Source organism: Streptomyces sp. BRA346 (assembly GCF_052851135.1).
Genome location: NZ_JAIWIH010000011.1, coordinates 14,654 through 27,849 on the forward strand (window position 1 = coordinate 14,654; position 13,196 = coordinate 27,849).

General features: G+C 69.1%; 15 protein-coding genes and 1 pseudogene. 7 read left to right on the forward strand and 9 right to left on the reverse strand.

Annotation, left to right across the window (positions count from 1 at the left end; translation table 11 throughout):
• The first annotated feature begins 74 nt into the window (after window positions 1-74).
• Window positions 75-866 carry a VOC family protein gene (locus LCH29_RS15775; RefSeq protein WP_446462369.1) on the forward strand — a complete coding sequence of 264 codons (792 nt, stop codon included), beginning with the start codon at window positions 75-77 and terminating at the stop codon, window positions 864-866.
• Here the strand turns inward: LCH29_RS15775 and LCH29_RS15780 are convergent.
• Window positions 838-2,319: a DUF2079 domain-containing protein gene (locus tag LCH29_RS15780; RefSeq protein ID WP_446462370.1), complete on the reverse strand. Its 1,482-nt coding sequence runs from the start codon at window positions 2,317-2,319 to the stop codon at window positions 838-840. The genes LCH29_RS15775 and LCH29_RS15780 overlap by 29 nt on opposite strands.
• A gap of 61 nt (window positions 2,320-2,380) precedes the next feature.
• Between LCH29_RS15780 and LCH29_RS15785 the strand changes: the two genes are divergently transcribed.
• Together LCH29_RS15785 and LCH29_RS15790 are read left to right on the forward strand one after the other, a co-directional pair.
• Window positions 2,381-2,710, forward strand: coding sequence for a hypothetical protein (locus LCH29_RS15785; protein WP_446462371.1), 330 nt, complete (start codon window positions 2,381-2,383; stop codon window positions 2,708-2,710).
• Between the two features lie 58 nt (window positions 2,711-2,768).
• Window positions 2,769-3,353 (forward strand): NAD(P)-dependent oxidoreductase, encoded by a 585-nt coding sequence (locus tag LCH29_RS15790; RefSeq protein ID WP_446462372.1) that lies wholly within the window; start codon window positions 2,769-2,771, stop codon window positions 3,351-3,353.
• 88 nt (window positions 3,354-3,441) lie between these two features.
• Here the strand turns inward: LCH29_RS15790 and LCH29_RS15795 are convergent, their stop codons facing one another.
• Window positions 3,442-4,191 (reverse strand): DUF6262 family protein, encoded by a 750-nt coding sequence (locus tag LCH29_RS15795; protein ID WP_446462373.1) that lies wholly within the window; start codon window positions 4,189-4,191, stop codon window positions 3,442-3,444.
• 159 nt (window positions 4,192-4,350) lie between these two features.
• Here LCH29_RS15795 and LCH29_RS15800 point away from each other — a divergent pair.
• From LCH29_RS15800 to LCH29_RS15815, 4 genes and pseudogenes are all read left to right on the forward strand, one after another.
• Window positions 4,351-4,560 (forward strand): annotated as a pseudogene (locus tag LCH29_RS15800) (hypothetical protein); the annotation flags it as partial.
• Between the two features lie 138 nt (window positions 4,561-4,698).
• On the forward strand, window positions 4,699-5,316 hold the full coding sequence (locus tag LCH29_RS15805; RefSeq protein ID WP_179934883.1) for a SurA N-terminal domain-containing protein: 618 nt from the start codon (window positions 4,699-4,701) through the stop codon (window positions 5,314-5,316).
• A 14-nt stretch (window positions 5,317-5,330) separates the two neighbouring features.
• A complete protein-coding gene (locus LCH29_RS15810; protein ID WP_446462374.1) occupies window positions 5,331-6,326 on the forward strand; it encodes a nucleoside triphosphate pyrophosphohydrolase in 996 nt (331 codons plus the stop codon).
• Between the two features lie 41 nt (window positions 6,327-6,367).
• Entirely contained in the window at window positions 6,368-6,787 is a 420-nt protein-coding gene (locus LCH29_RS15815; RefSeq protein ID WP_446462375.1) for a DUF6479 family protein, read from the forward strand.
• Between the two features lie 22 nt (window positions 6,788-6,809).
• Here the strand turns inward: LCH29_RS15815 and LCH29_RS15820 are convergent, their stop codons facing one another.
• From LCH29_RS15820 to LCH29_RS15850, 7 genes are all read right to left on the reverse strand, one after another.
• A complete protein-coding gene (locus LCH29_RS15820; protein WP_446462376.1) occupies window positions 6,810-7,565 on the reverse strand; it encodes an enoyl-CoA hydratase/isomerase family protein in 756 nt (251 codons plus the stop codon).
• A 35-nt stretch (window positions 7,566-7,600) separates the two neighbouring features.
• Window positions 7,601-8,545 (reverse strand): cytochrome P450, encoded by a 945-nt coding sequence (locus tag LCH29_RS15825; protein WP_446462377.1) that lies wholly within the window; start codon window positions 8,543-8,545, stop codon window positions 7,601-7,603.
• 464 nt (window positions 8,546-9,009) lie between these two features.
• A complete protein-coding gene (locus LCH29_RS15830) occupies window positions 9,010-10,380 on the reverse strand; it encodes a cytochrome P450 (protein WP_446462378.1) in 1,371 nt (456 codons plus the stop codon).
• 9 nt (window positions 10,381-10,389) lie between these two features.
• On the reverse strand, window positions 10,390-10,980 hold the full coding sequence (locus LCH29_RS15835) for a GTP-binding protein (protein ID WP_446462379.1): 591 nt from the start codon (window positions 10,978-10,980) through the stop codon (window positions 10,390-10,392).
• Window positions 10,955-11,326 (reverse strand): DUF742 domain-containing protein, encoded by a 372-nt coding sequence (locus tag LCH29_RS15840; RefSeq protein WP_063736062.1) that lies wholly within the window; start codon window positions 11,324-11,326, stop codon window positions 10,955-10,957. The genes LCH29_RS15835 and LCH29_RS15840 overlap by 26 nt, the downstream gene beginning before the upstream one ends.
• The gene (locus LCH29_RS15845) at window positions 11,323-11,721 is read right to left on the reverse strand and encodes a roadblock/LC7 domain-containing protein (RefSeq protein ID WP_009717316.1); all 399 of its coding nucleotides are present in this window, start codon (window positions 11,719-11,721) and stop codon (window positions 11,323-11,325) included. The genes LCH29_RS15840 and LCH29_RS15845 overlap by 4 nt, the downstream gene beginning before the upstream one ends.
• On the reverse strand, window positions 11,718-12,830 hold the full coding sequence (locus tag LCH29_RS15850; RefSeq protein ID WP_446462380.1) for an ATP-binding protein: 1,113 nt from the start codon (window positions 12,828-12,830) through the stop codon (window positions 11,718-11,720). Before LCH29_RS15850 ends, LCH29_RS15845 begins: the two co-directional genes overlap by 4 nt.
• Window positions 12,831-13,196: the final 366 nt, after the last annotated feature.

Consider the following 13,196-nt stretch of genomic DNA (forward strand, 5'->3'; position numbering starts at 1 on the left):
CGCCCTCCCCGCCGAGTGGCGCCCCCGCAGTACCCGGGGAGAATGGAGCGCAGAGGTCTGACCGGGAGGCACCGATGGCCGAAATCACCACTCCCTATGAGCCCGGCACACCCTGCTGGGTCGATCTGATGGCCCCCGACCAGCAGGCCGCCCTCGACTTCTACACCGGGCTGTTCGGCTGGTCCGGGGAGATCGGCCCGGCCGAGGTCGGCGGCTACACGGTCTGCACGCTGAAGGACCGGCCGGTGGCCGGGGTGATGGCCGCGCAGGCGATGGACGACCAGCCCGCGCCGCCGACCGTCTGGACCACCTACTTCGCCTCCACCGACGCCCAGGCCACCTCGGAGGCGATCAGCCGCAACGGCGGCACCGTGCTGCTGCCCGTCATGGACGTGATGGACCTCGGGAAGATGCTGGTGGCGGCCGACCCCACCGGGGCCGTCTTCGGCGTCTGGCAGGCGCGGGAGTTCGCCGGGGCGGGCATCGTCAACGAACCGGGCACGCTGGTGTGGAACGAGCTGAACACCAGCGACCGCGAGGCGGCGAGCACGTTCTACGCGGAGGCGCTGGGCATCGAGACGACCGCCATGGAGGGCGACGCCAAGGGCTACTACGGGCTCACCGTGAACGGCCGCACGGTCGGCGGGCTCCAGCCGCTGCGGGAAGGGGTCCCGGCCGGGACGCCCTCGCACTGGCTGGTCTACTTCTCCGTCGAGAACACCGACCGGACGGTGGCGAAGCTGTCGGCGGAGGGCGGGACGGTGCTCAAGCCGCCGTTCGACATGGTGGCCGGGCGGATGGCCCTGGTGCAGGATCCGCAGGGCGCGCCGTTCGCGGTCATCGCCCCGCAGCCGATGAGCTCTTGAGCCGGAGCAGGAAGGAGCCCCCGGCGGTCGCCAGCGCCTCGTACCGCGCCTGCGGGTGCAGCTGCTTGGCGTACGCGAGCTCCTGCCGCACCGTGCGCCCCGGCGGCTCCGTCAGGGCCAGGTATTGCGGGGTGACACCCCGGGTGTCGCCGACCCAGAAGACCCGGCAGCGGCTGGTGAGGCGGGCTATCGGCCCGACGTTGGCCTCGACGGTCGCGCCGTCGGGTATCCGGTCCAGCAGCCGCTCCACCGCGTCGACCTGGGGCGGCTTGCGGTAGGTGGCCCCCTCGGCGAGCCCGGCCAGCGGCAGCGAGGTGGTCAGGGCCAGGGCGGCGGCGCAGACCGCGGCGGGTATCTGACGGGCGTACCGGACGAGCCAGCCGCGGCGGCTCTCCCCGATCCGGTCGAGCGCGTCGACCAGGGCCAGGAAGACGACCGGCATCAGCACCGCGCTGTAGTGCCAGTCCGTGCCCCAGTAGTGCTCGTCGTGGGAGACGAAGCGCCAGCCGAGGGTGGGCAGGGCGGCCAGCAGCAGCGGGGAGCGCAGCGCGAGCAGCCCGGTGGTCGGCAGCAGAACCCACAGCAGGGTGCGCAGCGCGGTGTCGAAGGGGATGGTGGCGTCCGAGCCGCCCCCGCTGCCGACCTTGTTCCAGTAGTCGTACGAACCGGCCCCGTTGAAGCCGGGGATGACGACGCCGAGCGCGAGCGCCGACCCCAGGACGCCGAAGCCCATGAGGGCGACGGCGAGCGGCGTGATGCCCGGCACCCGCTCGCGCAGGGCGCGTATCGCGATGACGACGCCGATCGCGGCGACCGTGGCGCCCATGTCCTCCTTGACGAAGACCAGCGGGGCGGCCCACAGCATCGCCGCGTACCAGCGCCGGAGGATGACCGCTTCGAGGGAGAAGGCGATGAGCGGGATGGCGAAGCAGATCTCGTGGAAGTCGAAGTCCACGGCGCGCTGGAGGCCCCAGGCCAGTCCGTACGCGATACCGATCGCGAGCCCCCGGGCCCGGCCCAGCAGCCGGGCGGCGGTCCGGGCGACGGGGACGGCGGAGAGCGCGAACAGGGCGGCCTGCGCGACGAGCAGCGTGACCGGGCTCGGGAAGATCCGGTAGAGCGGGGCGAGGAGGGCCGTGATGGGGCTGAAGTGGTCGCCGAGGATGTTGGCGCCGGGCCCCTTGAGGTCGGCTATCGGGGCCCGGAGGTGCGCGTACGCCCGTATCGCCTGTTCGAAGATGCCCAGGTCCCACGACATGGTGGCCATGCGGCGGTAGCGGCAGATCGACAGGGTCGCGAAGGCGGCGAACAGGGCGAGGGCCAGCCAGTACGGATCGAGCCGTGGGTGGCGCAGCAGCGAGACTACCCGGGCGAGGGGCCGGGTACTACGGCCTGCGGCGGCGGGGGCCCCTTCGGCGGTGGTGCCGGGCGGGGCTGTCGCGGCCGTGTCCATCCAGGGTCCTTACGTGTGGGCGGCGGTCTGTGCGAAAAGATACGCGAAGGGGGCGGGACGGTTGCGGAGACGGTTCGCGATATCGGGTCGGGCGGGAAAGGGCGCGGCCGTGGCGCTGGCCGCGCTGCTGTCCCTCACCGGATGCCTGCCCGAGGACAAGGGCGGGGACGGGCACGGTGGCGGCACACCGTCCGGGCCGGCGATGTCCGCCGTGGCCTCGCTCACGGTCAAGGGCCGGGCGCCCAAGACGGGGTACGAGCGCGCCGCGTTCGGCAGCCCCTGGACCGACACGGACGACAACCACTGCGACACCCGCGTTATCTCTATGCTTCGCCGGGTGCGTGGGGCGTTTTCGCAGCTCATGCGGGGAGCGGTGAGCTGTGCTTGCTGAGAGGGACGTGAGTCACAGGGCTGTTGGGGGCATGAGCTCTTTCGGTGCGGTGGCTGTCGTGGCAGCTGCCGTGCTCCTCGTCTCGGGATGCGAGGGTCTCGGCGAAGACAACCCCTCGACGGACGCGCGCGCCTCCGACAACCCCTGGGCCAAGCCCGTCAGCCCGCCCGCCTTCATGACGAACGCCGCCCGCTCCACCCTGGCCGTGATGGGCGAGCAGGGCATCCGCCGGATCGTCCTCGCCTCCACGCAGGGCGCCGGGGACGACTGGGCTCACCTCAACCCGTTGATGCGGGCGTTCATCAGGGGGTCCAACCTCAAGACCGGTTTCGCCGACCACGACGGAGTCGACCGGACCGTCCGTGCCTCGGGCACCGACTGGACACTGGCCCGCGCCGTCGCCCTCAGCGACAGGACGGCAGGCTGCCCGGTGCGGGCAGCCGAACGCGGTACCGACAAGCCGGGCATGAGGATCAACCGCGCCGACTTCGCGGGCTTCCTTCTGGAGGCCGTCGAGAAGGAAGCCTGGATTCGCCAGGCACCTCTGGTGTGGAACGCGCGCGCGGCTGACCCGGACCTGCATCTCCTTACGGAGACGGAACGGCTCGCATCGCGCCGCGGAGACCGGCCCGAGCGGCGGTGAGATCGTCTTCCGCCCCACGCAGCTGTCCCTCCAAGGCGGTGATCCGATCCCTGGCCTCCGACAGTTGTTGGTCCAGGGTGGTGTTCCGCTACTCCAACTGCTGTACCCGCTCGATCAGTTCGCTTCGGTTCACCTCGTCCAGCTCGGTGCCGAGAGACAGCCGGACCCGGTTACGGAGGCGGTCGCGTTCCTTCTTGAGGTCCTTGATCTCTTCGCGGGCCAGAGCGAGATCCGTGCGCAGCCCGGCAGGGGACACCTGTTGGGCCTCCGGAGCCGGGGAGTTCCGACGTCCGTGCTCTCGCTGCGTGGTGATGCCGTCCTGAACGGCTCGGTGCACCTGGGACTGGTTGTAGACGAACCACGTGGACACCTCGGCTTCCCGTGCCACCTGAGCGACGGTGACACGGCGTCCCATACGCAGCAGGCCCTCCACTGCCTCAAGTGCACGCCTGGTCTTGGCCTCGCTGTCCTTGGCGCGGCCGGCGCGGAGGCGCTCGACCCGTGCGTGCCGGTCATTGGCGCCGGAAGTGGCAGGACGTTTCATTCGGAGCTCCGTGTCGTCAGCGACTGCAGGGGGACGAAGGCCGCTGCCGAACGTGCCTTGCGCAGCTCGCGTGAGGCGGATTCGACGGCGGCCCGCTCCTCGGCGGGCAGCGCGTCCAGCTTCCGCCGCATCTCGTCGGCCGACTTCGAGTAGGCGCGGATCTGGTCGTCGAGATTGCGCACGACCCAGTCGGCGGCCTCCATGGCCAGGGCGGCCTCCTTGTCGGCCCGCAGGTCCGCGATCTGCTGTTCCAGGGCGGGGAGGTAGGAGGGATCGGGCCGGTAGAAGTCGCATCCGGCGCACTGGAAACGGATGCGACAGTGCCCGCCACCGGCCTTGACGTTGCTCGGCTCGGTGCAGCCGCCATAGGGAACCCCGACGCTTTCCACCTCGTAGGCGAGGGGGATCGCCGAATCCGCGGGCGGCTCCGTGCCGGTCGACGGCGAGTGCCGCGCCGGCACCAACCGCAGCAAGGGCGATGGCGACGCGGCGACCTGGCTGCCGCCCAACAAGGGGTACCGCTGCAAGTACGTGGCGCGCCAGGCGGCGGTGAAGAAGAAGTACGAGCGGTGGGTGACGCCTCCCGAGCGGGACGCGATGAAGCGGGTTCTGGGCACGTGCCCGGGGGCGGAACTGCCCTCGCCGTCGGAACGGGGCAGCTGAGCCGGCCGGTGACCACCGGGTGCTGACCAAGAGCTGGGTGAATCGTTGTCCAAGCAGTGGCCTAGGCCGCGCCGACTCCATACCATCGATCAACGCCAGATCGTTTGTCGCGCCGCACGATCTCTGCCGGGAGGCTCAATGATCCGCCGCCGTACTGCGCTCTCCGTCTCCGCCGCGTCCGCCCTGCTGGTCTGCGCTCCCCTGCTCACCGCCTGCGGTGGCACCCCGCGGGCCGGTTCCGCCGCCGTCCTGGACGACGGCCGGATCACCGAGTCGCAGCTCCAGGCCCAGGTGAAGGACGTGCGGGACGCGCAGCGCGGCTCCCCGAGGGCGGACCAGCTGGTGGCCGCCAGCGGGCAGCTGACCCAGAACACCCTCATCCGCATGATCCAGTTCAAGGTCATCGAGCGGGCCGGCCAGGACAACGGGATCGGCGTCAGCCGCCGCGCGGTGCAGCGCGCCCGCGCCGCCGCCGAGCAGCAGTCCGGCGGGGCCGCCGCACTGCGCGCCGCCTACCTGGAGCAGGGCATCGCCCCGGACCAGATCGACGGTGCCGTCCGCATGGAGCTGACCCGCACCGCGCTGCTGCGCAAGCTCGGCGTCGCCAAGGTCAACGCGGTCTTCACCCGCACCTCCAAGGACCTCGCGATCAAGGTCAACCCGCGCTACGGCAGCTGGGACGACACCAAGGGCACCGCGGTCCTCGCCAAGGAGGCCTGGCTGCGCACCTCCACCGCCTCGCAGCAACCGGCGTAGGTTACGTTTCAAGGGTGACCACGCCTGACTCCGCCGCCCCCGCGGCCGACCTCGCCACCGGCCGCGTCGTCCTCCTCACCACCAGCCACCGGGTGGCGCCCGGACTGCTCTCCTGGCCCGCCTGGCAGGCGCTGCGCGGCGCCGACCGGGTGCTGTGCGGGGACCCCGATCATCCGCAGCTGCCGTATCTGCGCGAGGCGGGCATCGAGGTCGAGCACGCGGTCCCGGCGGCGCGCGAGCTGGTCGACTACTGCGTCGCGGAGGGCGGCCGCAGCGCCGTCGTGATCACCTCGGCCGACGGCGAATCCGCGCTGACCGACGGGCTGGCCCGGCTGGCGGGCTCGGGCCGCGAGGCGATGCCGGACCTGGAGCTGCTGCCCGGTTCGTACGACCTGCCGGGCGCCCGGCTGCTGGACCTGGTCCAGGTGATGGACCGGATCCGCGCGGAGTGCCCGTGGAGCGGGGCGCGGACCCACGAGGAGCTGGTCAAGTACGGCATCGAGGAGGCGTACGAACTCGTCGAGGCCATCGAGGAGGGCGACCGGGAGGCGCTGCGCGAGGAGCTGGGCGATGTGCTGCTCCAGGTCGTCTTCCACGCCCGGATCGCGCAGGAGCACGAGGACGAGCCGTTCTCGGTCGACGATGTGGCCGGGGCCATCGTGGACAAGCTGATCCGCCGCCATCCGCATGTCTTCGGCGAGGAGGCCGCGGAGACCGCCGAGGACGTCAAGGCGCACTGGCTGCGCACCAAGGCGGCCGAGAAGCAGCGCGATTCGGTCACCGAAGGAGTGCCGCTCGGTCAGCCCTCGCTCGCCCTCGCCGCCCAGCTCGCCTCCCGCGCCCGTACCGCCGGGCTCGCGGTCGCCCCGCCGGAGGGCGAGGGCTTCGGCTACGAGCTGCTGGCGCTGGCGATCCGCGCCAAGGAGGCGGGCGTGGAGCCGGAGACGGCGCTGCGCGCCGCTGCCCGCGCCTACCGGGACGCGATCCTGGCGGTGGAGGGCACGGCCTGAGCGGGACGGGTTAACCGGCCGGTGCGGGGTACCCGGCCGCCATGGATACGTACGCCATGGATCTTGCGGTGCCCCACGACTTCGTGGTCGGTACGGGGCCGCTCGTCGTCGGCATCGTGGTGGTCGTGATCCTCATCGTGGCCACCTGGTACGGCATACGGGTACGGGCCCGCGAACCGGTGGCCTCCCAGGAGCCGAAGCCCCGCTCCGGTGCCTGGCAGCAGGTGAACGAGAGCGACCGCGAGGCCCGGCAGGCGGGTCACGGTCCCGGACATCAGGACGATCAGGACCGGGTCGGCTACCAGACGCAGAACCGGGAGCCCGAGGAGCTGTCCCCGGACGGCGTCCGGCGCCGCCCGCACCAGCTGGGCGGCTCGGGCACCAGGGACTCCGGCTCGGGCGGCAGCGAGGGCCGGAAGACCTGGAGCGAGGGCAGCAGCGGATCGTTCGGCAGCGGCTGACGGCCGGGCCGCCGCGCCCCGCCTAGCGCCGCTGGCCCGCCGCGACCACGGCCGACAGCACCTCGGCGTCCAGCAGGGTGGTGTCGCCGAGCCGGGAGGCGGCCGCGTAGGAGTTCAGCAGGGCCTTGGTGGTGCGCAGGGCCGCCGCCGAGCGCCGCAGCACGGGCTTGGACCACTCCCTGATCGCGTCGTCCAGCTCGGTTTCGGGGACCACCCGGTGCAGGACGGACAGCTGTTCCGCGCGGGCGGCGTCGAAGCTGTTCCCGGTCAGGATCAGCTCGCGGATCCTGGCGGCGCCCGCCTCGTGCAGCAGCCGCGGCAGGGAGCCGCCCCAGGCGGCCGGGAGGCCGAGGGCGAGTTCGGGCAGCCGGAAGCGGCTGTCGAACGCGCCGATGCGCAGATCGCAGAAGAGGGCGAGCGCCAGACCCGCCCCGATGACCTGTCCGTGCAGCCGGGCGATGGTGACGGCGGCGGTCGTGGCGAGCCCGTCGCATACTCTGCGTGCCTTCCCGCCGATGGTCAGCAGGCCCGATCCGGTGGGGTCGTGGGCGAGTTGACCGGCGAATTCATGACGGTCCCCGCCCCGGCAGAAATCGGCTCCGGCGCCGGAGAGCACCAACACCCGGATGTCCGGCCGGTTGTGCACTTCTTCCAGCACCACGAGGAGATCGTCGAGGATCTCCTCGCTGATCGCGTTACCGGTCTCCGGAGTGTTGAGTTCCACCCGGAGTTCGGGTCCGTCGCCGGTGATGCGCAGGGTCTTGAGATCGTTGAACATGGGGTCCTCGTCTTTCGGCGTCTTTCGGCCGGAATTCAGCGCTCGGTCACGTGCAGCGCGGTGAGCCGCCGGAAGGCGACGCGCGGCTCCCACACCGGGGGAGCGGTGACGCGGAGGGTCGGAAAACGCCTGACGAGGGACTTCAGCAGAACGATGGCCTCCAGCCGGGCCAGGGCCGCTCCGATGCAGTAGTGGATTCCGCCGCCGAAACCGAGATGACTTCCCGTGCGGAGGATGTCGAAGGTGTCCGGATCCGTGTGGTGTGCCGGATCGTGGTTGGCGGCGCCGAGCATCACGTGAACCACCTCGTCCCTCGCTATTCGAAAGCCGGAGAGAATGGTGTCCTCGGTGGCGACCCGGGTCGTCAGATGGATCGGCGGGTCGTAGCGGAGCACCTCCTCGACGGCCTGCGGCACCTGCTCGGGGTGGGACCGCAGCCAGGCCATGCTCCCGGGGTGCTGATCGAGCAGCCACACCATGTTGGAGAGCAGGGTCGAGGTGGTCTCCAACGAGGCGATGACGATGAACATCACCAGGTGGTAGAGGGTTTCGTCGGCGACGGCGCGGTCCGGCTCGATCTCGTCCCAGATGCGGATCCAGTCGGAGAGGACATCGTCCCCGAGGCCCTGCCGGCGCTCCCGGATGACCTCGGTGAAGTACGTACGCAGGCCCTCGGCGGCCTCGTTCGCCTGGACGAGCTGGCTCTTGGAGGGCAGGAGTTCCTGCGCGAGTCCCTGACCGTGGGTCAGGGACTTGAGGAGGTCGTGATCCGACTCCGGAAGGCGCAGCCAATGGCTGATTGTTGCCGCTGGCATTTCCTCGCCGACCGTGGTAGCGAAATCCGCTTCCTTGGTGGTGCGCAGCTGCTCGCCGAGGCGGTCGAGCAGCGTGTCGGCGATGCGTGAGACCGGTTCCTCGAGGGTGTCGAGGGTGAATCGGTCGAATATGTTGCCCAGGGACCGCCGCTGCAAGGTGTGCACCGGCGGATTCAATCCCTGAAGGGTTTGGCTGAGCTGTCGGGCGGCCGGCGCGTTCCAGCGGTTTACGTCGCCCTGTCGGGCCCGCCATTCAGCGTCGAAGGTCGCCCATTTCTTACTGCGCAACACTTGGTCGCAGATATCGTGGGAGAGAAGTAGATAGCCGCCCCAGGGCGCGGGCACCACATCTCCCATCGCCCTGAGTTCCGCGTAGATCGGGTAGGGGTTCGACTGTCCTCGCGATGAGCGAAGGCGGGACATGAGTGAAACTACGGAACGTCGGTCGACAATGCTGCCGGCAGCGACAGATTCCACAATGACTCCTTCAGTCCAGCACCCCGGGCATGCTTATCTCTTTTCGCGCGAATTACCGAGAGTGATGTGTGGATCACGCGAATTCGCGATAGGTTCTACCCCTTTGTTTGAACATTCATTCAGGGTGAAATAGGTTCGAATTGTGGACAACGTCACACCTTCCACCACGCCAAGAAGGAGCTCCACCAGCTACCCTTCTCCGGCTTTTCCTGGGGGCGGCTCCGAGGGGTGGCCGAAGGAGTGGCCGAGGGGGCCTGCCGCTGCCCGGTCGGCGGTGCGGCGGTCTGCCGGGGCTGCACCGGGGCGAAGCGGGCGGGCAGCCCGGCGAGCGCCCGGTGGAACGGGCCGGGACGCCAGGTCAGGCTGTCGACGGGCACCGCGAGCTCGATGTCGGGGAGCTGGTTGAGCAGCTTCTCGATGGCCGCAACGGCGATGAGCTGAGCGGGGTCCTTGGCCGGGCAGGCGTGCGGTCCGGCGCTCCACGCGAGGTGGGCCCGCTTGCTCAGGAGCTGGCGGGACGAGGAGAGCTTGGGGTCCGTATTTGCCGCAGCGAAGCTGATGAGAATCAAATCGCCCGCGGCCAGCCGCGTATTACCGAATTCCGTGTCCTGCACGGGATAGTGCGGGGCGTAGTTCGCCATCGGGGCCAGATTCCAGAGGGCGTCGTCGATGGCGTCCTCCACCAGCAGCCCGCCACCCGAATACCGCTCGTCGGACAGCATGAGGTAGAGCCCGTTGGCGATGAGGTTCCGCTGCGGTTCCGTACCGGCCGAGATGAGCATGACGAGCTGATGAATCATCTCCTCGTCGCTCAGCTTCGCGCCGTGCTGCATCAGCCGGGAGGTGACATCGTTCCCCGGCTGCCGCCGCTTGAGCGCGACCAGTTCGAGCAGGCCCTGGGTCAGCTCCTCGTTGGCCTTTTCCGCGTCGACCCCGCCGTCGAAAATCCCCGAGGTGCCGAAGATCAGTCGGTCACCGATTTCCGGCGGGCAGCCGAGAAGCTCGTTGAAGACCAGCAGCGGCAGCATCTTGGCGTAGTCGTTGAGGAGGTCGACCGAGCCGCGGGCGCTGAATTGGGCGATGAGATAGGAGGCGACCTGCTCGACGTGCCGGCTCAGCCAGTGGGGGTCCACCCCCGCCAGGCTGTCCGTCACCGCCTGGCGCAGCCGCAGGTGCTCCGCCCCGTCGGTGAACAGACAGTTCGGGCGATATCCCAGCATGGGCACAACCGGACTGTTCTGCGGTACTTTGCCTTCGTTGAAATCACGCCATCGTCGGGCATCCTTGGCAAAGGCATCCGGGTTCTGTAGCACCTGGAGGGCCGCCGAGTAGTCCGTGACGAGGTTGGCCTCCACCCCGGGCGACAGCTCGACCGGGGCGATCGGCCCGTACGACCGGAGGTGTGCGTAGAAGGCATCCGGATCGGCCGCGAACTCGGGCCCGTGCAGCGGCACCCGCTCGCCGCTGCCGCGATGGGCAGGGCAGCCCGGTGGCGGAACCGGGAAGTCCGATTGTGTCTCCATTACGTGCTCCTAGCGGGTACGTTCCTGCAGGTAGCGAACAAGCGCCATCAGCGCATTGGCCGATGACTTCTCGTCACGCGCGTCACAGGTGACGACAGGTGTCTCGGGCAGCAGGTCCAGTGCCTCGCGCAGTTCCCCATCGGGACGGACAGGTGTGCCATCGAAGTGGTTGACGGAAATCGCATAGGGGAGTCCGTACTGTTCCACCAGGTCGATCACCGGGAAGGATTCCTTGAGGCGTTCCGGATCGACCAGGATCAGCGCTCCGAGCGCACCCCGCGTCATGTCCTCCCACACCTGGACGAAGCGCTCCTGTCCGGGTGTTCCGAAGAGATAGAGGACAAGGCGTTCGCTCAGCGTGAGGCGGCCGAAGTCCATGGCCACCGTGGTCGTGGTCTTGCCGCGGGTGCCCATCAGATCGTCGACGTGCGCACCGGCCTGCGTCATCCGTTCCTCGGTGCGCAGCGGGGGGATTTCGGACATGGTGCCGATGAACGTCGTCTTTCCGACCGCGAAGTGCCCCACGACCAGGATCTTGGCCGCGATCTGCACCGCGTCGTCCAGATAGACGTCCTCATCCGAAGCGGGCCTGGAGACCATCCAGTACCTCCTGAAGGAGTGAAACGTCGACGAGCTGGGCGGGGGGCGCGGGGGCGCGCGTGACCAGGTAGCCGTCCGACGACAGGTCGGACAGCAGGACCTTGACGATGCCGATCGGCAGCCCCATGTGGCCCGCGATCTCGGCAACCGAGAGATAGCCCCCTGAACACAGGTCCAGCAGGCTCCGCTTCTCCGGGTCGAGCGTCGGAGCACGTCTCTGTTCGGATGCGGTGACCAGGGTGATCAGGTTGAACTGGTCGGTGTCCGGGAGCCCGCGGCCGTTGGTGATGACGTACGGTCGCACTAATCCGGCGGTCTCGGGCTCCTGCTCCTCCGGGGCGGTCATGCCTGAACGCCCGTTTCGCGGGGCGGAGTGGTCAGCGCCTTGCCGAGCTGACCGACGAGCTGCTGCATACGGAAGGTGATGTCGGCCATGTCGACATCGGGCGCGGAGGAGACCGCCAGGTACGCGCCCTCGCCGGCCGAGATCAGGAAGACCCAGCCGCCGTCGAACTCCACCAGGGTCTGACGCCAGTTCATATGAGGGCCGCCGCAGAAGCCGGCCATGGTGCGGCTCAGCGACTGGATACCGCTCATCGCGGCGGCGACGGTGTCGGCCTCGTCCTTCCTGACCTCTTGAGATCGGGCCATCAGCAGACCGTCGGCGGACACCAGGATCGCGTGACGTGCCCCGGGTACTTCCAGGGCGCTGTCAAGCATCCATGACAGGTCGTTGTTCACTGAGGATCATGCCCTTCCCTGTTCGGGTTTGCGGAGCGTCCGGACTGTGTGCCGCGCTGGAACGCGCCCATGATCGAAGCGGTTTCCTCGCTCGTCCGGGCCGGGGCGTTCGCCTCGTCTGATCGCGGCACGATGGAGATGGACCCCTTGCGTCGGCGTTTGGGCAGGCCGCCCGCGGTGGAATCGCTCTCTTCGGGGGCGGCGTCCGCCTGGGACGTACGGGGCGCGGGCTGTTCTTCCGGCTCGGGCATGTTGGTCAGGAGGTCCTCGGGAAGAAGCACTACCGCGCGCACACCACCGTAGGGAGAGGCCGAGTCGACGGAGACCGTGAATCCGTAGCGGGAGGCGAGCACGCCGATCACCGCGAAACCGAACTGTGGCGGGTTCCCCAGACCCGTGACACCCGCCGCGCGCTGGGCGGAGAGCAGTTCGTCGGCCCGGTTCTTCTCCTCCTCGTTCATACCGACGCCGGCGTCGTCGATGATGATGCAGACGCCCTTGGGGACGGTGCGGATGGTGATGTCGATGGGGGAGTCGGGGGCGGAGTAGCTGGTCGCGTTGTCCAGCAGCTCGGCGAGGGCCAGCGCGACCGGTTCGACGGCCCGGCTGACCAGAGCGAAGTTGCTCTGGGAGCGGATCTCGACGCGCGTGTAGTGGCGGATGCGGCCCTTCGCGCTGCGCACCACGTCGTAGACGGAGGCGACGGCCCGCTGACGGCCCAGCCAGCCGTCACACAGAACGGCGATCGACTGCGCACGGCGGCCGAACTGCGAGTTCATGTGGTCGATCTCCAGCAGGTCCTGGAGAATGTGGTGCTCGCCGTAGCGGTCCTGGAGCTTCGTGATCGCCAGCTGCTGTTCGTTGGCAAGACCCTGAAGCGTCCGCATGGCGGATTTCAGCGCGCTCTTGGTGGCTTCCTCGGAGCGTATCTGAGCGTCCTGAACCGCTGCCGCGTAGTTGTTTTCGAGTTCGGCGGTGCGGTTCTCGAGTTCCGCCTTCTCGGTACTGAGCTTCGCTCTCGCTTTTCGCCCGCGGATAATGGCGGTTGCGGCGAGAGGCGTGCCAGCGATCAGGGCCCAGAGCGCAGGATCCTGTATGTAATGCGTCATAAGACTCTCTTTAAACGACTAGACCGCCAGGGACTGAAGGGTTGGTGCTGGTAAGAATCCGGGTGATATGGAGAAGCGGCGGTAAGTCAGCGCCCGTACGGCGCCCGAGGGGACCGGGCGTACCGCCCTCGACCTGCCGCGGGCAGCGCACAGGCAGGGGTGCGCCGGCACGGCTCCATATGCCCAACTGGCGGCATAGTGCTCCTCAGAGTGGTAACCCTCTCGGCTGATTTACCGGATCGCCGTGTGTCTTACGGGCCCTTGGCTCGCCTGGCAAGCGCGGTGATCGTATCACCAGAGGCAGGAGGCCCCGTGCATGTGCCGGAGTCTCATTCAACCACCTGACACTGTTTCAGCCATCCCCGC